The sequence below is a fragment of the Flavobacterium sp. FG139 genome (assembly GCF_057809695.1).
Genome location: NZ_JBMDKL010000004.1, coordinates 107,141 through 129,002 on the forward strand (window position 1 = coordinate 107,141; position 21,862 = coordinate 129,002).

The 21,862-nt window shown below is 35.3% G+C and carries 15 protein-coding genes; all 15 read right to left on the minus strand.

The annotated features are described in order from the left end of the window. Positions 1-69: 69 nt before the first annotated feature. The 15 genes from ACODSI_RS04800 to rsgA all read right to left on the minus strand — a co-directional run bounded on the left by ACODSI_RS04800 (position 70) and on the right by rsgA (position 21,846). The gene (locus ACODSI_RS04800; RefSeq protein ID WP_488915711.1) at positions 70-1,410 is read right to left on the minus strand and encodes an FAD-dependent oxidoreductase; all 1,341 of its coding nucleotides are present in this window, start codon (positions 1,408-1,410) and stop codon (positions 70-72) included. Between the two features lie 71 nt (positions 1,411-1,481). Next, a complete protein-coding gene (locus ACODSI_RS04805; protein WP_488915712.1) occupies positions 1,482-3,866 on the minus strand; it encodes a penicillin acylase family protein in 2,385 nt (794 codons plus the stop codon). Between the two features lie 104 nt (positions 3,867-3,970). Continuing rightward, complete coding sequence (locus ACODSI_RS04810; protein WP_488915713.1) at positions 3,971-4,378, minus strand: YMGG-like glycine zipper-containing protein; 408 nt, start codon at positions 4,376-4,378, stop codon at positions 3,971-3,973. Positions 4,379-4,501: 123 nt separating this feature from the next. Next, positions 4,502-5,590: an agmatinase family protein gene (locus tag ACODSI_RS04815; RefSeq protein ID WP_488915714.1), complete on the minus strand. Its 1,089-nt coding sequence runs from the start codon at positions 5,588-5,590 to the stop codon at positions 4,502-4,504. 127 nt (positions 5,591-5,717) lie between these two features. Continuing rightward, entirely contained in the window at positions 5,718-7,784 is a 2,067-nt protein-coding gene (locus tag ACODSI_RS04820; RefSeq protein WP_488915715.1) for a T9SS type A sorting domain-containing protein, read from the minus strand. A 78-nt stretch (positions 7,785-7,862) separates the two neighbouring features. Next, positions 7,863-9,140, minus strand: coding sequence for a kynureninase (kynU, locus tag ACODSI_RS04825; RefSeq protein ID WP_488915716.1), 1,278 nt, complete (start codon positions 9,138-9,140; stop codon positions 7,863-7,865). A 223-nt stretch (positions 9,141-9,363) separates the two neighbouring features. Further along, positions 9,364-10,413, minus strand: a complete 1,050-nt coding sequence (gene queA, locus ACODSI_RS04830) for a tRNA preQ1(34) S-adenosylmethionine ribosyltransferase-isomerase QueA (protein ID WP_488915717.1) — start codon at positions 10,411-10,413, stop codon at positions 9,364-9,366. Between the two features lie 167 nt (positions 10,414-10,580). Continuing rightward, positions 10,581-11,834, minus strand: a complete 1,254-nt coding sequence (gene aroA / locus ACODSI_RS04835; RefSeq protein WP_488915718.1) for a 3-phosphoshikimate 1-carboxyvinyltransferase — start codon at positions 11,832-11,834, stop codon at positions 10,581-10,583. A gap of 2 nt (positions 11,835-11,836) precedes the next feature. Beyond that, positions 11,837-12,163: a nucleotide pyrophosphohydrolase gene (locus tag ACODSI_RS04840; RefSeq protein WP_488915719.1), complete on the minus strand. Its 327-nt coding sequence runs from the start codon at positions 12,161-12,163 to the stop codon at positions 11,837-11,839. A gap of 101 nt (positions 12,164-12,264) precedes the next feature. Further along, the gene (locus tag ACODSI_RS04845; RefSeq protein ID WP_488915720.1) at positions 12,265-14,304 is read right to left on the minus strand and encodes a DUF3858 domain-containing protein; all 2,040 of its coding nucleotides are present in this window, start codon (positions 14,302-14,304) and stop codon (positions 12,265-12,267) included. Beyond that, positions 14,305-16,287, minus strand: a complete 1,983-nt coding sequence (locus ACODSI_RS04850) for a DUF3858 domain-containing protein (protein ID WP_488915721.1) — start codon at positions 16,285-16,287, stop codon at positions 14,305-14,307. A 7-nt stretch (positions 16,288-16,294) separates the two neighbouring features. After that, positions 16,295-18,316 (minus strand): DUF3858 domain-containing protein, encoded by a 2,022-nt coding sequence (locus ACODSI_RS04855; RefSeq protein ID WP_488915722.1) that lies wholly within the window; start codon positions 18,314-18,316, stop codon positions 16,295-16,297. Positions 18,317-18,321: 5 nt separating this feature from the next. Then, positions 18,322-20,226, minus strand: coding sequence for a DUF3858 domain-containing protein (locus ACODSI_RS04860; RefSeq protein ID WP_488915723.1), 1,905 nt, complete (start codon positions 20,224-20,226; stop codon positions 18,322-18,324). A gap of 49 nt (positions 20,227-20,275) precedes the next feature. Further along, positions 20,276-20,728, minus strand: a complete 453-nt coding sequence (gene dtd / locus ACODSI_RS04865) for a D-aminoacyl-tRNA deacylase (protein ID WP_488915724.1) — start codon at positions 20,726-20,728, stop codon at positions 20,276-20,278. A gap of 137 nt (positions 20,729-20,865) precedes the next feature. Then, positions 20,866-21,846, minus strand: a complete 981-nt coding sequence (rsgA, locus tag ACODSI_RS04870; protein WP_488915725.1) for a ribosome small subunit-dependent GTPase A — start codon at positions 21,844-21,846, stop codon at positions 20,866-20,868. Positions 21,847-21,862 lie beyond the last annotated feature (16 nt).

Consider the following 21,862-nt stretch of genomic DNA (forward strand, 5'->3'; position numbering starts at 1 on the left):
TTTTAAAAGCTTACAAAATGGGTTTGGAATGAAAAAGCTTGGAGCGAATAGCTGGAATAGCTTCTTACATTATTGCAAAAGCGATATAATTTTTTGCTCGACCTCTTCGGAATTCCATTTGGCGGCGATGTCTTTCATTTGCATGACTTCTTCCATAATTTTATTTTGGAAATCGCCAATGGCTAATGCTTCCGAATAGGGCTGTAAACTGAAGGTTACTCGACTGTACAACGGCATCCATTTATCGGGATGTTTGTCGGAAAACCATTTTTCAATTTTCTTTTGCAACAAGAAATTTTCATCGGCAGTTTTGGTACTCATTTCGATAAAATTTCTTCTAGAAAGTTCGGCAATAGCATCAGCGTTGGGTTTGCGTGACTTTTCATATTCAGAAAAAATCGTTTTCCAATCGTCGCCATATTGTACAATCAATTCGTTTAAAATGGTAATATCTTCAAAGCCGGCATTCATTCCGTGACCATAAAAAGGCACGATAGCATGAGCCGAATCGCCAATTAACGCCACTTTATCTTCATAAGTCCATGGATAACATTTCATAATCGCCAAATAACTGGTGGGATTTTTGAAGAAATCTTTCACTAAATCGGGAATTACATCTTTAGTATCTGGAAAGTATTTTGCAAAAAAATCGACTAGTGTTTTCTCGTCTTTTAATTGTTCAAAGGAATTTTCGCCCTCAAACGGCATAAACAGCGTACAAGTAAACGACCCATCTAAATTGGACAATCCCATCAACATAAAATTACCTCTGGGCCAAATGTGTAACGAATTTTTATCGATTTTGTGTGTTCCGTCAGCATTAGCCGGAATATGTAATTCTTTATACCCAATTTTCATAAACTCTTGCGAGTAATCGAACATACTTTGGCGTTGCATTCTGTGGCGAATTCTAGAAAAAGCACCATCGGCACCAAAAACAATATCATAGTTCAATTCGTCCCATTGACCTTGTTCCGATTCGCCTTCAAACAAGGTTGCGGTTGCCAACGACACATCCCAAATTTTGCGATTGAAAAAGAATTCCACTCCAGCATCTTCTGCTAGGTCGATCATTCTTCTGTTTAAGACTCCGCGTGACAATGAAAAAATAGCTTCGCCTTCTTTTCCGTAAAATTGTGTAGTAAAACTTCCATCTTGCATGTGAATGCCACGTTTGTCGACCGGAATTCCAATTTTTCGGATTTCGTCATCCAACCCAACATCTTGCATGGCTTTCCAACCTCTATTTGACATTACTAAATTGATAGATCGTCCCGAAAATTCTACAGTTCTAATATCCGGACTTCTGTCATAAACATGAACGGCATGCCCTAATCGTTTGAGGTATATTGCCAATAAAGTTCCGACTAATCCAGAACCTACAACGGCTATTTTTTGTGGGGTTTGCATTTAAATCTTATAAGCGGTTTGGCAAATTTATTGATTTTTAAAGTCCGAATTCAAAATTTGCAGGTTTATTTCTATGATGCGGGTTTAAACACCAACTTAGTGGATGTTTTTTCAATCTCAGTTTTATTCATTTTCATCTTTCTGAACTTGCCTTGGGCATACATCTCGGCTTGATCGCTGTAGTGTTTGCTCATGGGATTACCCGATTGGCCGGTTGGCAAAATGCTGACACTATTTTCAACATCAGAAAAATCAATGATTCGTCGGGTTGACGGACCGCCTTTAACCTCATTTTTGGAATTATCACTGTACGTAAACAACAAATTATTGATTACTTCATTGGAGCCAGGCACTTCAAACGGACCTACATTAAAAAAGCCGCATAGTGCTTTTATTTTTCCAATGGGATGTTGGTGTTCTAGTGTATGCACTTTATTCCACGTCCAATCGTGTACATTAGTTCCAAGTTGTTTTTGAAGCGAAGCAACCGCTTGTTGAAACGATTTATTTAAGATTTCTGTTCGTGTTTCTTTTCGGTTTTTGGTTGTAACATCATCCCACCAGGGTGAAGTAGCATTCTGACTTTGTGCTCCAATGGTTTGCTTCATGATGTGCGTTCCTAGAAAGGCATTAAAATTATCTTCACCCAATTCGTCTTTAAAAGTATCTTGCAAATAAAAATACAGCCACTTATTAAAAATGGTTGGCGCTACATCGGTTAAGTTATTGGTTCCTTTCCAATTTTGAAGTATTTGTAACGCTTTTTGTTCGGTTGCAGAGCCATTTTTATTCAAAACTGTCGTCCAACTTCCCATCAAATCACTAGCTGTGGCAGATGTATTATCGTTAATCATTGTTTGAACATCGTTACTTGTCCATTTGCTTTTGGATTGCAGTAAGCCATTTATTCTTTGGGCTCGATCTTTTGGCAAATAATACCCTGGATATAGATAGCCGTCAATGGCTTCGGGCTGGTTATTGGAGGAATAAACGTAATTCCACGGTGGATTTATAGCCGATGGGTTTTTAGAAAAATCGAGGAATTCTTTTTTATCATCGATGCCATTAGCTCCATTTCTGATGAAATTTCCATTGACCGATTGGTCTAGTTTATATAGTTTACCTGAAGTAATCCAAGCAATATTATTTTGAGCATCACCATACATTACATTCAATCCTGGTGCCGCAATTAGCGAAACTCCATTGTAAAAATCGCTAACACTTTTGGAATGTGAAAGTGCGTGTACCGCTTCTAAAATTTGATTTTTTTGTTGGGTATAAATCCACGACATTGCTATTGATTTTTTAGAAGTTAAAGTCGTAAGCAAACCATTCATAATTGGACCATGGATCGTTTCTTTAACATGTAACGTTACCGAAGCACTGTCTTTTACTCTAATTATTTTTTGGCGGATGGTATACTTTTTATACCCATCACCAGTTTTATATTCGCTGGGATTATTCGGATTTTCTTCTTCTTGAAACAGATCTAAATCATCGTTTTCAAACATCGTTAACCCGTAGGCATAATTTCGATTGTGTCCCAATAATGGAAATGGAGTTCCGGCAAGATAATAGCCATACATTTCATAATCGGGTGTCACAATGTGGGCTTCATACCACGTACACGGTTGCGAAAAACCAATGTGTGGATCGTTCGCAAAAATCACTTTGCCGTTTTTGGTTTTTGGCGCACCAATTACCCAACTGTTGCTTCCTATAAAAGGTGGAATGGGTGAATTGTTTAACAAACTTGCCACCGATTTGGATATTTCGGCGTAATCATTAGAACTTCCTTTATAACTTTTCAATTGGACTGTTCCAAGCGAACCATCAATTCCGAAATCTTTCAAATAATCCATTCCGTATTGGTCTCGAATATCCGTCAGTAATGGATCTGTTTTTTGAGCCATTGCAAAACTAAACGACATGAATCCGAAGATATTATACACATCTTTGAGCGTGTATTTCTCTTTCTTCACACCCACCAATTGAAATTCGATAGGTGTTTTCCCATTTTCAATGTATTGATTGATTCCGTCTACATACGCCATTGCGAGTTTATAGGTTTCCGAGTTTTTATCCAATTGGGCAATCGCTTTTTCGGAGTTTTCTTCAATCCCAATTCCAGCAAAGAATTTGTCATTTGCCAGCGCTCTAGTACCAAAAAGTTCTGACAATCTACCTGGTGCAATGCGTTTCATGAGTTCCATTTGCCACAAACGATCTTGCGCATGAACATACCCTAAAACTGTCAAGGCATCCTTTTGAGAATTGGCATATATGTGAGGTACGCCGTAATCGTCAAAATAAACTGTAGTTTCTTTGCTGATGTTTTTTATAGAAATTTCACCTTCATATTTAGGTTTTGTCGTTTGAAGATAGATAACAAGTGAAACTACAATCAATACAATTATCAGTAGTAAACCCCCTAAAACTCTTTTGAAATTTTTCATATAAATGTTTTAACTTATCAAAACTACAATAATTTTAATCAATAAAAAACGGTTTATTACCATTGCGATAATAAACCGTTTGTTATTTTATGTCTGTGTTGGAATTATTTTTTCTTTCCATCAATAATAGCACCGGTTCCAGCGCCTACGCCAGCACCCGCCAAACCACCAATAATGGCTCCTTCACCTTTTTTCTTACTGATTACAGCTCCTGTAATAGCACCTACTCCAGCGCCAATTACAGCTCCTTTAGCAGCACCACTCCATTTTTTTCTAGCTGGAGCAGCTGTAGTTTGAGCACCTGAAGATTGATTCACTACAACTACTTCTTTTTTGGAATTGCGATTGGCTTCCTCTGTTTTCATAGAGTCAATGATACGTTGTTTCTCCGCTACTTGATTCATTGAATCGATAACTTCCTGCTTCGTATCTTTTGTCGTACGTGCTTCATCATTCATGTTCTTACAAGATGCTATTAACATTGACACCGCGATTAAATAAATTGCTTTCATAATAGTTTTAGTTTTAAATTATGAGACAAATTTATAGCGGTCTACCCAATAACGTATTACACAATTTTTAAAATTGTTTATAGAATTATTGAAGCTAAGATTCTGAATACCTAAAAATGCGTTTTATTTTCTTGGGAACTCGATTTTTACTCCTGTGTTCAACCCATTATTTTTCGCCAAAACGCCACACATATGAAACAACATTCGGGCCCCAACATTTCCGTCCCAATCGTCGTTTTCACCAGGAGCTACCTCTACCAAATCAAAGCCTACAATTTCTTTACCTCTTTCGGCTAATTTATTGAATAAATAGGTAGCTTGTTCAAATGAAAATCCACCAGGAACAGGTGTGCCAGTATTTGGGCAGTACCATGGATACATTCCGTCGATATCGAATGAAATGCACACTTTTTGTGGCAACGAGCTAATAATTGCATCACATTGTTGCTGCCAAGTTTTACCTTCAAAAGTTTCCTTTTTCAAGTCAGAATCGGTATGCACTACAACTCTTCCATTTTGCGATTGTACTACTTCAACTTCTTGTTCGCAAAAATCACGAATTCCGACTTGCACAATTTTAGAAATTTGTGGGATTTGTAGCGCATTATACATAATAGACGCGTGTGAATACGTGAAACCTTCGTAAGCAATTCTCAAATCCATATGAGCATCCAAATGCAGAATTCCAAAGTTATCGTGTTGGGTTGCTAAAGCCTCATAATACCCAAGTGGCGTAGAATGGTCGCCGCCCAGTAACACTACTTTTTTACCTTGATTCATCCAATGCAATACGGTCTCTTTGACCTCAGTATGCAAATCGCGACACACAGCATTAATTCTATCTAAATCGGCTTTCAAATTCGGAATTTCATCTACATTTTTCCCTTCTTCCAAAGCTTCAATAATGGGTTGTGCCAATGCTTTATACTTATCTGAATTGGTTTTCCATGATTCTGGAATTTCGGCTAAATACATTCCGAGTTTCCATAATTCAGGAAAATCTTGATGATTCAAATCGACTTGAAAAGAGGCATCCAATATGGCTTCTGGACCTTCCGATGCTCCGGCACCATAACTTACCGTTACTTCCCAAGGCACAGGAATGATAATAATTTCGGATTGTTCAGCTGAAAATGGTAATCCAAAAACGGTCGCATCTGCAAGTCCGGGTTGGCTTGGATCAAAATTTTGTATAATTTGTTCTTTTGTCATTTTATAAGTAATAAGGTGCAAAGGTACTAAGGATATGAGGTTTTTGCAAAAGATGTTTAGAAGCTTTTGAAATAAAAAAACCACAACAAATATGCATTAGTTGTGGTTTAAAAATTAAGTGTGAAATTTATTCTTTTACAAACTTATAGGAAGCTTTTGAAGTATTAAAATAAATAGTATATACACCACTTTCCAGTTTAGACACATCTATTTTTTCTTCGTTAGAGGTAATTGTTTTTTCAATCACTTTTTGCCCTAACAAGTTGTAAATTGTGATACTTTCTTTGGTATCAAACTCGCCTTTAATAGTGATTTGATTTTTGGCTGGATTAGGAAAAATTACAATGTTTTCTTTCGCATTCTGAGCTACGGCTAAATTTGGAGTTACCGTTAGGGTAAAATTACATGTAGCTGTAGTTCCGCTAGTGGCAGTCATGGTAACGGTATAGGTTCCTGGAGCTACCACTGAACCTACAGCTGGCGATTGTGTCACTACAGCATTACAATTTTGACTGATGGGATTTGATAAACTCGCATAACTAGGCACAGTATAGGAATTGGTACCGTCGGCAGCCACCGTTTGATCGGCAGGACAATTAATGCGCAATGCTACAGCTGGCATCACATAACCCGCTTCTGTAAATTTATCGGTCATCGTTTGAATGTCGGCACACGGAAAATTCATATCAATACCGGCTTGACGTACCGCGATTGCTGCATCTTGTTGATTAGTAGAACTATTGGTATTTGATAATCCTTCTAAAAATGCTTTATCGGTTTTGGTTCTTCCGATAACATCATAGATTTTCATTAATGCTGTTGCCCAAATTTGACCATCGGTATGAATGGTTCCTGTTAAACCTGTTTGATAATTAGCCGTATAATTGGTAATTCTTCCAGCCCAAAATGGATTATGTCCATCCCAACTAAACACATAATTATAAGCTGCACTGGTTGATGGCCATTGATTCAAGCTTCTGCTGTATGACAGTGCCCAATAATCACCGCAACCTTCACTCAAACCGTTAACTTGAGAAAGCGAACCGTTGGTAATCCAATCGTGTAAACCGTGTCCTAATTCGTGTAAAATTACGTCGGCATCTTCGGCATCATCTACTCCACCTTCACCAAAATGCAATTGCCCGTTAGAATAATGTGAATTGTCGGCACCACTTTCTGCGCTAGGATCGAACCAAAGCACACCATTATTAGTCGATGGACGACATACAATCCCTAATGTCTCATTTACATAACGAATGCTTTTATCAATATGATAGTAAGCATTAACAGCTTCAAAAGCATCATTATCACGAGTAAAACTAAAATCTGTTGTAGCTTGTGTAAAAAGTCCTTTGTTTGGATTGGCTAAATTTTTAATTTCAGCATAGGTTCCTTTAAGTTTATAAACGCCTGCTGCCAATTCTAACTCAGGAATTACAACCGAACTTCTAGCCGCTGTAAGTTGTGCATTGGAAGCATCACTATTATCAACATACGTTCCACCATAAGCAACTTGCGCTACTGAAAGAGGATCTGGATTAAAAATCATTCCGGTTCCAGAAACAAAATTAGGTGAAGCCACAGCCGTTTCTTTTTGAGTTGGCTTTGGTGCTTCTTTCTCTTTCGATTTCTTTTTTGGCTTTTCGATATGATATCGTGCAATATCGTTCAAGCTCAGCACTTCACCCGACTGAGCATCTACAATAGCTTCCCAACTACCGTTGATATTTTCGGTATCAGTTAATACTCGGTACACTAAATTTGTTTCACCCGATTTATTATACACATACAATTTACAGTCTTGGTATGAAATAGCGGCAGTTACTTTTAAAGCTGTGTTAGATGCCTGAATAGCTGCTTCTTTGGTAATTGCAGGAACCGTTGCTATGTTTAGCACCGTAGCATCATAGGTATTTGAGGTGTATGTAATTTCATTATTTGGAGAAAAATGAATCACTATTTCCGAATCAAAAACAGGAACATTATTCACCATTTGTTGAAAACGCAAGGTTTCTCCAGACAGACTTTTTCGAACAAAATTTAATTTAAAGGTATGAAAAGATTTAATGTTTAAATCTTTAGCGTGCGACGTTATCCATGCTCTCGCATCGTTTTCTTTATCAGAAACTTGCCCATGAGATGTAAAGACCGTTGCAACTAAAAGCAGTAAAACAAGGCTAGATTTTAACTTCATAAGGTGTATTGGTTAGTTTTTTAGATTTCAATAGGTTACAAATAAAACCAATTTTATGAAATCTCAAAAATTTATTTATTAACGATGTGCTAAAATTCCTTGTTTTAATATTTGACCAAAATCAAACATGTCTTCATATGAAGTATATAATGGTACCGGAGCCAAACGAATTACATTAGGCTCGCGCCAGTCAGTGATTACACCGTTTTTCATCAAATAATCAAATAAACTTCTGCCTTCACCATGAAGAAAAACAGACAATTGACACGCTCTTTCTTCTTGATTAGAAGGTGTAATTACTTCGAAAGTACTGTTAACTTCTTTATCAATTTGGTGTAAAATAAATTCCAAATAAGCGGTAATTTGGTTTCTTTTGGCAATTAATTTTTCCATTCCTACTTCGGCAAACAGCTCTACTGAAGCTAAATATGGCGCTAAAGACAAAATAGGCAAATTACTTACTTGCCAGCCGTCGGCGCCGTGAACTGGATCAAAAGAAGGTTCCATTTTGAAACGACGTTCTTTGTTGTGGCCCCACCATCCAGCAAAACGTGGTAAATTAGCATGATGGTGCTTTTCATGTACAAAACAGCCTGAAGCATTTCCGGGTCCGGAGTTCATGTATTTATACGAACACCAAGCTGCAAAATCTACTTTCCAATCGTGTAATTCTAAGGCAATATTTCCGGCTGCATGCGCCAAATCGAAACCTACATAAGCCCCAACTTTATGGCCTGCTTCGGTGATGGCTTTCATGTCAAAAACTTGACCGGTATAATAGTTTACGCCGCCAAATAATACTAACGCTAATTCATCTCCAACTTCTTCAATTTTAGAAAGAATATCCTCGAGACGAATGTTGTGTTCACCTTCACGTCTTTTGATTTCGACAATAGCATCTTCTGGTTTATAACCGTGGTGATTGACTTGCGATTGAAACATGTATTGATCAGATGGGAAGGCCTTTTCTTCGCAAATGATTTTATAACGTGTTTTTGTTGGGCGATAAAACGACACCATTAACAAATGCAGATTGATGGTTAGGGTATTCATTACCGTAACTTCTGAAGGTTTGGCGCCTACAATTGTACTCAACGGTGCAGCAAAACGTTCGTGGTAATCCCACCAAGGTTTTTCAGCATAGAAATGACCTTCTACGGCAAGGTTTGCCCAATCGTTAATGACATCGTCAACATATTTTTTGGTGCGTTTGGGTTGTAATCCTAGTGAATTTCCCGTGAAGTAAATCACATCTTTTCCGTTGTGTTGTGGGAAAATGAATTCGTTTCTGTAGTTTTTTAATTCGTCTTGAGCGTCCAATTGCTGCGCGAATTCACGTGTATTTTGAAATGTCATTGTGGGTATTGTTTGTGCTGTAAATGTATAGAAAAAAGAGAACAGAAAAAAGAGCTTTTGAAAATTGACTTTTATGTAAGACGATGGCTAACTAGCTCTGATAGTAGTCTCGTTTTTTTAACGAGACGAATAGCAGGAATAGCGATTGTAGCAATGCCCGAACGATTCGCTCCAAAAAAAAATCTCACCATTGCTGATGAGATTGTATTTGTATATGTAGTGATTATAAAATCAACATGGCATCACCATAGGAGTAGAATTTGTATCCTTCTTTGATGGCTTCGTCGTAGGCTTTACGCATTAAATCGTGGCCACAAAAAGCGGAAATCATCATTAACAACGTCGATTTTGGTGTATGAAAATTGGTTACCATACAATCGGCAATACTGAAATCGTAAGGTGGGAAAATAAATTTATTCGTCCAACCATCATAAGGATTGAGCGTTCTTGCAGACGAAACCGAACTTTCAATAGCACGCATCGAAGTGGTTCCGATACAACAGATTTTCTTTTTGTTTGCTTTTGCATTGTTTACAATATCACAGGCTTCTTGCGTAATCTTTAATTCCTCCGAATCCATTTTGTGTTTCGATAAATCTTCTACTTCGACTGGATTAAAAGTTCCTAAACCAACGTGTAGGGTTACTTCGGCAAAATTCACGCCTTTAATTTCCAAGCGTTTTAAAAGATGTTTTGAAAAGTGCAAACCAGCAGTTGGAGCGGCAACCGCACCTTCTTCTTTGGCATAAATGGTTTGGTAACGTTCGGCATCTTCTTCGGTTACTTCACGATTGATGTATTTTGGGATTGGCGTTTCACCTAGCTCTGTCAATTTTCTTCTAAATTCTTCGTATGAACCGTCGTAAAGAAAACGCAAAGTTCTACCGCGAGAAGTGGTATTGTCAATTACCTCAGCTACCAACGAATCATCATCTCCGAAATATAATTTATTTCCGATTCTGATTTTACGAGCAGGATCTACTAAAACATCCCAAAGACGTTGTTCTGCGTTCAATTCACGCAATAAAAACACTTCAATTCTAGCACCAGTTTTTTCTTTATTTCCATACATTCTTGCAGGAAAAACTTTGGTGTTGTTTAGAATCATTACATCACCTTCTCCAAAATAATTAATGATGTCTTTAAACATTTTATGTTCTATGGTACCTGTTTTTCTATCGATTACCATCAAACGAGATTCGTCGCGGTTTTCTGCTGGAAATTCAGCTAATAATTCTGTGGGAAGATTGAATTGAAAATGAGATAATTTCATTTAAAAAGAGTTTAAAAGTTTAAGAGTTTAAAAGTTTAAGGTTGTTTTCCTTAGCCCTTTAAAATTCAGTTTGCAAATATACGACGGTGAGATAGGCGTTGTCAAGTGTTTTACGGTTTATTTTGAAAAAGAAGTGTAAAGGCTTTAAGAATCTAAGTTTCTTAGTTTTATTCTTCTTCAAAAATACTAAAACCTATGGTTTTTAAATCCTTCCAAAAGGTTGGGTACGATTTTGAAACTACCTCAGCGTCTTGAATCGCTAGTGGAGCTTTTAGTGCTAATGGTGCAAAAGCCATGGCCATTCGATGGTCTTGATAGGTGGCTATTTCTATATTCGACTTTATATTATTGGATTTTTCGATTGTTAGAGCATCATTTGTTACCGTAATTTTTGCTCCCAATTTTGACAATTCTGTTTTTAGCGCTTCCAATCTATCAGTTTCTTTAATTTTCAACGTATGCAAACCTGTTAAATGGCACCCAATTCCCAATCCGAAACACGTTACCGTAATGGTTTGAGCGATGTCTGGTGAATTGTTTAAATCAAAGTTCACTTCGGCTGAATGCTCGTTCTTAGCTTTTGAAATTGTAATGGAATTATCTTCATTAAAAGAAGTCATCACTCCAAAACTCTCATAGATTTCGGCCAACACACTATCGCCTTGAAGGCTGTTTTGTTTGTAGGTTGACAATGTGATTTGAGTACCCACTTCTGACAAAGCCACTATTGAATAGAAATACGATACTGAGCTCCAATCACTTTCAATGGATAATTGACGATTACCAATGGATAATTTGGATTTCACTGTGATAACATTTCCTGAAAATGAAGTTTCAACACCAATTTCATTTAGCAATCCTAAAGTCATTTTGATGTAAGGAACCGACGTAATTTCACCTTCAAGAGTTAATTCTAAACCATTTTCAAGTTTTGGAGCAATTAATAAAAGAGCTGAAATGTATTGGCTGCTTACATTGGCTGGAAGTGATACTTGACTTTTAGATAGTTTCTTTCCTATGATTTTTATGGGTGGAAAGCCTTCATTTTCTTCGTAAGTAATAGTTGCTCCTAATTGGATTAAGGCTTCTACAAGGATTTTTATTGGTCGCTCCTTCATTCGTGACGAGCCTGTTAAAACTACTTCGCTATTTTCTTGAATGGCAAAAAAAGCGGTTAGAAAACGCATTGCCGTTCCAGCATGATGAACGTCTACAATTGAGGATTGAGGATTGAAGACTGAGGATTTTTGAAGTGCGTTAATCATCACTTCAGAATCATCAGAATTAGAGGTGTTTTCTAGAGTGATGTTAGGATATAGCGCTTGTAACAATAACAATCGGTTGGTTTCTGATTTACTTCCTGTTATTTGAACTTTCAACTTTCGACTTTCGACTTTTGACTTTTCTACTTTGAGATTCACAATTATTTCAATTTTTCGTTGTTGTGATGTCTGTCGTGATCGCGGTTGGTTTTCAAATCCATCTTTTTATCAAAAGCGGCTTGAAGGTCGATTCCTGTTTGATTTGCCAAACACAAGACCACAAAAACCACATCAGCTAGTTCCTCACCAAGATCTTTGTTTTTATCCGATTCTTTTTCCGATTGTTCCCCATAACGACGCGCAATAATTCGGGCTACTTCACCTACTTCTTCGGTAAGTTGCGCCATATTGGTCAATTCGTTAAAATAGCGAACGCCGTGGTTTTTAATCCAGTTGTCTACGTCTAGTTGGGAATTTTTTAAATCCATGAGTTTATTTTTTAATTCGAAAAACAATCCCACAAAAATATAAATATAATTAGGAAAGCATGGCAGATAATAGTTCTTTTTATTGGTTTGAAAGCGGTAAATTAGATTTTTTTAAGTACGATTTTCTCGTTTTCTTTCTCTACAACTACTTTATAAAATTCTTTTAGAATATCATAATCTTCTGGAGGTACTATGGAAGTTTTAATTTCAAGCACAGCTGTTAATTGTATTTGAGACTCTGTATTGGTTACCGTATAATTAAATGTGCCATATTTCATTTCCATCGAAATAGCAATAGATTTTGGAAGACTTTCTACTTGATATCCTTCAGGAATAGTGATGGTACTTGTAAATTTGTTACGAAAAGGAAATGAAAAATCTACCGGATAGGCTCTGGTTTCTTGTTTGAATGGATTTTCGCTCATGGCAAAGCAAATCATTGGTGAGAAATAAATTTTGCCCTCCAAAACTTCGGTTGCTCCATTAGTTTTAATATCATATTTTTCCACAACTGACTCATTGGTAGTAGTATTATTAGTCAATTCAAAATTTTCAATCTCTAACGAATTGTATTTTTTTTCTATTTTTTCAATAACCTCGTTCTGATTCAGTTCGCTTAATTTTTCTCGGTACTCTATAGCGCTATAATCAAGGTATTGCTCTCTAATCTTACCTTTTACTTGTCCAGTAACATCTATACTGGTTATCATATTTACCACATCATAGGAGGTTGTTGTTGGCATTAAATCGACCATTTCTGAGGTTCCGTCTTTCTTTATTAATCGGCCAAACCAATTCAAATCTCGGATGGGCAACATTCCTGGTGTTGCATATTTACTAGTCGCATCCAATAACACCAATTTACCATCAATGAGAACCGATGCAATAACAATGTTAAAGGCTGACCTGCTTGGAAAAAGAGAAATACCATTAGATCTTGTACTTATTAAAACCGGATTGGCCTCAAGATTGGCTTGTCGCAACATAGAAACCAACATTAAATTTATCTCGGCCGAGTTTCCCACTTTATCTTGATACGCTTTCTTGACCCCTTCATAACAATAGTAACTTAAACGTTTGTTCCAATTCATTCTTGATTGAACATACTTAAATACAGCGGCAGTTTTTTCCTCATTAGTGAGTGAAGTAGACAAGACATTTTTTAAATCATCTTCATAATAATTAGTCTTGTTAAGTTGGTCGCCAAAATATTCACTTTCATTAATTTTTTTGGCTACATCTTCCCAAGTTACTGAAAAGCTTTCAAAAGAAGCATCGGGCAAGTTAATTCCGGACAGTTCGTGCTCTACAACAGAAGCATAATTATTTATATTATTGACAAATAATTCTTCTTTTAATGCAGGGACATTTCTAAGACTATAAACAGTACGATTATCGATGTAGCTAATTTGATCTACATCATGGGTATATGGATTGTATTGTAATCTTCTTTTGTATTGCCAAGACAAATGATCTTGAGAAATACTGATGTATTTACTTATTTTATCTTTAGTTTCTTCAAAAACAGCCGAACCTTTTCTGAACACATTAAATATAAGGTACTCTGGAATATCCGTCGTGAATTCGGAGTAATTAACGGGTATTTTTTTTTGAAACTGCCAATCTCTAATATTAGTAATAAATGGCGTTCTAATGGTATATTTATATTCTATGATAGCTCCTTCTTTAACATTTGGCATTGAAATTTTTTTAACCTGAAACGATTTATTAATTTCTTCTACAAATTCATTTTCTGGTTTTGCTTTTGTTTTTTGAATAGTACCATTAACCAAATTATAAGTTACTGCATTTGAAAATTCTACAGATTCTCTTGCCGAAGCACCAATATAAAACGGTATTTTTTCATTACCCCATTCGTATCCTTCTTTCTTGTAAATTTTTATTTTAACCTCAACTTGAGTAATCATTGTATAATCGCTCTCATTTAACTCAAAACTAACTTTTCCCTTGGTAAATAATACTGCTGCAGATGCTGTAGAGTCAATAGGATGCACTTTTTCTTTCAATTCATCTATCGTTACTTTACCCAATTCGTGATTTTGAGCAGAACTTATTGAACATCCCAACAAGACAATTAACCAATAAAAATTTAATGTAAAACAGTGATTAAACCTACTCATCTAGATCTTTTTTAATATAATTTTCTCGTTTTCTTTTTCAAGCATAAGCTTATAAAACTGTTTTAAACCTTCATAATGTTCTGATGGAATTACCGAGGCATTTACATCAAAAGTTACGGTAATACTGATTTGTTTATCATTATTGACAACTGCATAATTAAAGGCTGTGTATTTATTGTCAATTCCTATCGCTATTGGTTTGGGCATGCTTTCTACTTGATAGCCTTCTGGAATGGTGATCGTGAATGCGTATTTATTTTTAGACGGAAATGAGAAATCAACAGGGTACAATCGGTTTTCTTGTTTGAACGGATTTTGAGTCATCGCAAAATATAACATTGGTGAAAAAAAGATTTTATTTCCAATGAGTTCCACTGCATTTTTATTTTTAATAGAATAAGTTTCAATTACAGGTTCATAAACCGATTTGTCATTTTTCAATTCATAATTACTGATTTCAAGTCCGGGATTTCTTTTCTCTTGATTTTCAATATAACTTTCTTTGGAAACACCTGAATAATTGGTTCTAAATCGCAGGGCATTGTAATCAAAATATTGCTCTTTAACTTGAGCTGTAATAACACCATCGGCATCAATAGCACCAATAAGATTCATGTTATACAATGAATTATATTCGGGCATCAGATTAATCTCTTCCGACGAACCGTCTTTGTTAATTAAGCGTCCTTTGTTGTTTAAATCTCTAGTTGGAAGATTATTTATCGTACCATATTTATTCGTAGCATCAAGCAAATAGCGCTTTCCATCGAGTTCTACCGATGCTATTACATAATTGAACTTAGAGCGATTGGGAAACAAAGCTACTCCGTTATCACGTGTGCTTAATAAAACCGGATTTGCCTCTAAACCACCCATTTTTAACATTGAAGTCAACATGAGATTGATTTCGGCAACATTTCCTGTAGCTTCAGCATAGGCTTTTTCTACACCTTTAATGACATAATAGCCTCTTTTGTTGTCCCAATTCATTTTGTTTTTTACATACTCATAAATTTGTTTGAGACGATCGGCTTTGGATTCTGTTTTATCGGTTATCTTTTTTAAATCAGGTAAAAAATAATCAATTTTCAACAGTTCGCCACCAAAATTTTTTTCTTCATAGATCGACTTCGCAACACTTTCCCATGATGTGGCAATTTGTTTTACAGGTTCATTTGGATATTGAATCGTTTTTAATTCATGTTCAATTTTACCATAATAGTCGTTAATGTTACTAACGTAATCTTCTTCTAACAAAGCAGGTACATCCATTACTTCGTAAATTGTCTTTATTTGCTGGTAAGTAAGATATCGTGTATTATGTCCTTCGTCCATATACTCTCTCGAGGCATCTTCAATTTTATCATTCATACTCACATCAACATAGCCTGCTTTCATGGCTTGGTACAAATAAAAACCAGGAATTTCGGTTAGCAATTGTGCATAATCTACTGGTATTTGATATTGGTATTGAAATACAGGCAATTCAGATAAATTTTCTGATTTGAACTCATACTTTAGTTCTATAATTGAGCCTTCTTTGACATTGGGAAATGTGACCATTTTAGTTTCCCACAACTCATTTACCTTTTCTTTAAATTTGCTTTCGCTTGAGACTTTTTGTTTTACTATCTTCCCATTTTCTAAATTATAAGTAGTGGCTTTTAAGATATTAACTTGTTCATCATTTAATTCAGTATACCCTACATAATAAGGAATCTCGAAATTGGCCCACTTTAACCCATCTTTTTTATAGATTTTAAGCTTTATAGAAAACTCTGTTGTAGTAGTAAAACCCTTTTTCTCACTATAATTATAAATAACATGTGCTTTTTTAAAGAGTATAGCAGCAGCAGCCGAAGTATCTTTAGGATGCACTTTTTGTAACAATTGCTCTTTGGTTACTTTATCTAATTCGAAATTTTGAGCTGATACCCTGCTCAAACAAAAAAAAACGAATATGACAAATAGTGCTTTTTTCATAGTTGCTTTATATTTTCTTTAATACTATCTTTTCATTCTGTTTTTCTACAACAACTTTAAAAAATTCTTTTAAGGTATTGTAATCGTCTGGAGCAATAATAGACGTATTAATATCTAAAACAGCAGACAATTGAATTTGAGAATTCATTACCGTAACCGTGTAGTTAAAAGCACCGTATTTCATATCCATAGCAATTGCAATAGATTTGGGCGTACTTTCTACCGTATATCCATCTGGAATGGTAATATTAATCATGTATTTATCTCTAAAAGGATAGGAAAAATCTACAGGATATTCTCGTGTTTCTTGTTTAAATGGATTTTCGGTAGTAGCCAAATAAAGCATCGGTGAAAAATAAATTTTATCCCCAATAATTTCGCTGACGTTGGAACTTGTAACCGCATATTTTTCCACAACTGGTTCTGATATGTTAGAATTAGACAATTCATAATCTGCAATTTCAATTCCCTTGAATTGTTTTTCAATTTTTTCTGCGATAGCATCTTTAGTTAATCCTCCTAAATTATCTCTGAAACGCAAGGCACTATGGTCTAGATATTGCTCTCTAACTTTACCCGAAATTTGTCCTTTATCATCCATAGTTACTAACATATTAACCACATCATAGGATAGTGTTTTTGGCATTAAATCAACCAAATCTGACGTACCGTCTTTTCTGATGATTCGTCCAAACCAATTTAAATCTCTAACCGGTAAAATATTGGGAAGTGCGATTTTACTTGTTGCATCCAACAAAATAAGGTTTTCATTAATATTTACGGCAGCGATAACAAAATTGTAGGCTGTTCGACTTGGAAAAAGTGATATCCCATTGGCGCGTGTACTAACCAATACTGGATTGGCATCCAATTGTGCATAACGCAGCATAGAAACCAACATTAAATTTATTTCTGCCGAATTTCCTGTTTTGTCTTGATAGGCTTTTTTCACCCCATCATCACAAGAATAACTATTGTATTTATTCCAGTTCATTCTAGATTGTACAAAAGAGAAAATGGTTGCTATTTTTTCTTCTGCTGTAGTCAATCCTTGTAATAACGTCTTAACATCACCTTCAAAATAGTTGTCCTTATTTAGTTGATCCCCAAAATCTTCACTCTCGTATATTTTTTTGGTGACATCTTCCCAAGTAGTAGAATAAAACTCTGCAATTGCTTGTGGCAACCTTTTTTCAGAAAGTTCATGTTGCACACTAGACCTGTAATTATCAATATTGTTTACAAATGATTCGTCCTTTAAAGCTGGAACGTTTTCCAAAACAAATTTTGTTTTATTTTCGATGTATCTAAATTCACTTGTAGTACTCTTTATTCCCGATTGAGCTCCGCTTCGAATGGATTGCATTGAGCGTTCTTTATCGACAATCATTACTGTTTTATTGGTCGCATCTTTGGTTTCAATAAGTTGTAAAGCACCTTTGCGATAGGTATTATAAATGTAATATTCGGGTATTAAAGTCTCATATTCTGAATAACTTACTGGAATTGAATATTGGAAATTCCATTCTGGTAATGTAGAAATATACGGAGACCTAATGGTGTATTTATATTCTACAATAGATCCTTCTTTTACATTGGGCATCGATATTTTTTTACGAGACCAAAATTTATTCACTTTTTCAACAAATTCTCCATCACTTTTAAGTTTCGATTTTACAATTTGATTGTTTTCAAGATTGTAGGTTACTGCTTTAGCAAAAGAAACCGATTCACTAACGCCACCACCTATGTAAAAAGAAACAGTTCTATTGGCCCAATCGTAGCCTTCTTTCTTATATATCTTAAGTTTAACTTCAACTTCAGTTATCACTCTAAAACCTTCTTCTTGATTGTATTCAAAATAGCTTCTACCTTTTTCAAAAAGGACAGCAGCAACCGCAGAAGAATCTTTAGGATGTACTTTTTCTTTTAATTCGTCTACAGTAACATTTCCTAACTCTCTTTTTTGGGCATAACTGTTTCCAAATACTATTACAAAGAATAGTAGTGCAAATGCGATTTTTTTCATGGCTTTTATTTTTTGGTTAAAACTATTTTTGAATTATCAATTTTGGCAATTTGCTCTCTAAATTTTCGGTAATTCTCATATTCCGATTTATCGTAAAATCCTTTATTGATAAGTAATGAACGTTTGTATAAAAGTGTATTGGGACTCACCACAATAATCTCCATTTTGTAGGTGCCAAATTTATCTTTCACTTCTGTATTTTCTGGTTTGGCATCTAGTTTTAACCCTTCAGGAATAGTTACCTCAATCTCATCTTCATCGTAAAATCCTCTAGAAATCTCGAATGGGTTTTTTCGAGAACGATACCGTTGTGGTATGTTAGAATTTTGATTGAACAAATTGATTGGAAGCATCATCAGACCACCGTTATTTTTGCCATAACCCGCAGCACTAATTTGCAAATCTTCCGTAAATTCAACTTCGTCTTTATTGTTGTTGAACTTTATTTTTTCCATTTTCAAATTATTAATCCAGAAAAAATGAGATTTGTAATGTTCATCAATTTCTTCTTTTGCCGATCTTTCAAGAGCGAAAATATTATCGTATTGAATGCCTTTGGACTTTATTTTAACTGCTCCAGTAATATTTCCTTCTAAGTCAAGAACATAATTTCCTTTTGAAATTTGCGAGCTGGTTTTTTCAGAATATTGATTGGTTTTAATGATTTCTCCTTTCTCAGGTTTAACCAATAGTGCATATCGGTCGTCGGTAAAATCTCCCTGAAAACCAAAAGGTAACGTTTGACTTGTGCACTCTAAAAACAGCATTTTATCTTTATTAGGCAATGCCAATATAACATGATTGCCTTGCATGGCTACAAAATCTTTTTGAAAATCTTTCATTCCCGTTGACCCATAAATCTCTGTGTAATACGATTCTACACCTATAGTTTTCAAAAGAACTCTAGTATAATTGGTTAAGGCTTTACAATCGCCATACCCCAAACGATCAACATCTTTGGCAAGCATGGGCTTCCAACCGCCAATTCCTAATTGAATACTTACGTAACGGGTTTTGTCTTGCACGTATTGATACACTATTTTTGCTTTTTTGATAGGATCCGTCTCAGTACCAACCAACGCTCTTATTTTATTTTGGGTTTCTTCAGGTAATTCTTCAGTGTCTTTTAAAAGAGAATTGTAAGTCCATGCGCCAAAGTCTTCCCATGTTTTTGCTGTTCCTTCAACTCCTTCAAGGTAAAATTTTTCCAATCCAAACTTCACTGTTGGTAGAATTTTATCAGATGATGGGGAAAAATCTTCTGGTTTTTCAGCAGCTATATTTTCTACTTTAAACGTAATATTACCGGGTAATTCGGTTTTTACCACTCCTTTTCCTTCGAGATTGATTTCTTTATACTTAAATCCTAAATCGGAAGGAAAATGGACTTTAATTTCCGACTTCTGAACGCTTTCAAAATAATCATCAATGGGACTCCAACTTGGAACGAAAGCAGTATTTGGTGTTTTAGTTTCGCTTTCAAAAGCGACCGTAAATGGATAATCAGTTGGGGTGTAATCCAGAAAAAGAAATCGCCCATCAGTGAGCATTGAAAAACCATCAGCTACACTTTGATCTTTAAAATCACTTTTTTTAATTTTTTTGATTTCTCTTCCAAAAGCATTATATATAGTAGCCTGAATGAACGTTATTTTTTCAGAATTACTATAATATTCTTTAGCATCCACATTACTCAATCCTTTAGAATTCAAAACTGTAACTACTTTATACGTCTTGATAACCATCGATTTTTGTGAAAGAATATCAATATCAATCGATTGATTTCTAACAATGCTGTTGGCATTTTCTTTAAGATTTTCTGGAATTAAAAGTGAGGAATATTCGCTGTTTTGAGCAGAAGTAATATTGAAAAAAAATAGCAGAATAGGCAGGTAAATTAAATGTCTCATTTTGGCTTGGTTTATCCAAAAATAAGAATTTATTTAAATAAAACACATTTTACTCTTTATTTTTTGTATCAATGATAATGGTGACAGGACCATCGTTTAAAAGAGTCACTTTCATATCTGCACCAAATTGACCTGTTTGCACTTTTTTTCCAATTTCTTTTTCTAATAAAATTACAAAATTTTCGTACATCGGAATTGCTATATCGGGTTTAGCCGCTTTAATATAGGAAGGACGATTGCCTTTTTTGGTAGATGCATGAAGTGTAAATTGACTCACTACAATCACTTCTCCATCAATATCTTTGACAGAAAGATTCATCACCTCGTTTTCATCACCAAAAATACGAAGATTGGCAATTTTAGATGTTAACCAAACAGTATCTTCGTGAGTATCGGCATCTTCAATTCCGATTAGAATCAATAATCCAAGATTAATATTAGCTACTACCTTACTGTTTATTTCAACTGATGCTTTTGATACTCGCTGTAATACTGCTTTCATAGTGATTGGTTTGTTTTCTTTATGAGATTCTTCGTTCCTCAGAATGACAAAACTATTGACTTTTGAAGTTGAATTTTGAAGTTGAATTTTGAAATTGACTTTTGAAATTGACTTTTGAAATTGATTTTTGAAACAACTTATTTTCGTGTTTCATCACTCGCAATTCGGTCGTCATTGTAAATATCTTGTCGGTAATGTTCGTCGTCGCCTTCTAAGATTTTGAGGTAACTGTTGTATCGCGACCACGCAATTTTATCTTCTTCTAATGCTTTTTTAATGGCGCAATGCGGTTCTTCTTTGTGTAAGCAATTGTTGAATTTGCATTGGTCTTTCAATTTGAAAAATTCAGGAAAATAACCTCCAATTTCTTCTTTTTCCATGTCCACAATACCAAATCCTTTGATTCCTGGTGTGTCGATAATTTTGGCATCAAAAGAAGATAAATCATACATTTCTGCAAACGTCGTAGTGTGTTGCCCTTGCTTACTTTGTTCCGAAATGGTTTTGGTTTTTAAATCTAAATTGGGTTCTAAAGCATTCACCAAAGTCGATTTTCCAACACCCGAATGCCCTGAAAACATAGATACTTTTCCAGTCATCATTTCTTTAAGAGCATCCAATCCTTTTCCATCTTTAGCCGAAACACGCAAACAGGTATACCCAATTTCAGAATACACATGTTGCAAATACAATTGTTCGTCTAAAGTAGCATCGTCATAGGTATCAATTTTATTGAAAACAATCACTGCTTCAATTCCGTAGGCTTCCGCTGTAACTAAAAAACGATCCATAAAACTCGTCGTTGTTGGCGGATTGTTGATGGTAACCAATAGAAAAACGACATCAATGTTAGAAGCAATAATGTGTGTTTGTTTGGAAAGATTCACCGATTTTCTTACGATGTAATTCTTTCTATCGTGAATGTTGTGAATTTGCCCGATTTCTTCATCCGTAGTAGTATCCAATTCAAAATCAACCACATCACCCACCGAAATCGGATTGGTGCTTTTAATACCTTTCATGCGGAACTTGCCTTTAATACGGCATTCATAAACCTGATGGTCTTCGGTCTTTACAGTGTAATAACTTCCGGTCGATTTATAAACTAGTCCAGTCATATTTAATTTTGAATTG

Coding starts and splice junctions, on each gene's coding strand:
- ACODSI_RS04845 (WP_488915720.1), bottom strand. CDS start 14,304: ATGAGTAGGTTTAATCACTGTTTTACATTAAATTTTTATTGGTTAATT.
- rsgA (WP_488915725.1), bottom strand. CDS start 21,846: ATGACTGGACTAGTTTATAAATCGACCGGAAGTTATTACACTGTAAAG.
- kynU (WP_488915716.1), bottom strand. CDS start 9,140: ATGACATTTCAAAATACACGTGAATTCGCGCAGCAATTGGACGCTCAA.
- ACODSI_RS04860 (WP_488915723.1), bottom strand. CDS start 20,226: ATGAGACATTTAATTTACCTGCCTATTCTGCTATTTTTTTTCAATATT.
- ACODSI_RS04815 (WP_488915714.1), bottom strand. CDS start 5,590: ATGACAAAAGAACAAATTATACAAAATTTTGATCCAAGCCAACCCGGA.
- ACODSI_RS04855 (WP_488915722.1), bottom strand. CDS start 18,316: ATGAAAAAAATCGCATTTGCACTACTATTCTTTGTAATAGTATTTGGA.
- dtd (WP_488915724.1), bottom strand. CDS start 20,728: ATGAAAGCAGTATTACAGCGAGTATCAAAAGCATCAGTTGAAATAAAC.
- ACODSI_RS04840 (WP_488915719.1), bottom strand. CDS start 12,163: ATGGATTTAAAAAATTCCCAACTAGACGTAGACAACTGGATTAAAAAC.
- ACODSI_RS04805 (WP_488915712.1), bottom strand. CDS start 3,866: ATGAAAAATTTCAAAAGAGTTTTAGGGGGTTTACTACTGATAATTGTA.
- ACODSI_RS04850 (WP_488915721.1), bottom strand. CDS start 16,287: ATGAAAAAAGCACTATTTGTCATATTCGTTTTTTTTTGTTTGAGCAGG.
- queA (WP_488915717.1), bottom strand. CDS start 10,413: ATGAAATTATCTCATTTTCAATTCAATCTTCCCACAGAATTATTAGCT.
- ACODSI_RS04810 (WP_488915713.1), bottom strand. CDS start 4,378: ATGAAAGCAATTTATTTAATCGCGGTGTCAATGTTAATAGCATCTTGT.
- ACODSI_RS04820 (WP_488915715.1), bottom strand. CDS start 7,784: ATGAAGTTAAAATCTAGCCTTGTTTTACTGCTTTTAGTTGCAACGGTC.
- ACODSI_RS04800 (WP_488915711.1), bottom strand. CDS start 1,410: ATGCAAACCCCACAAAAAATAGCCGTTGTAGGTTCTGGATTAGTCGGA.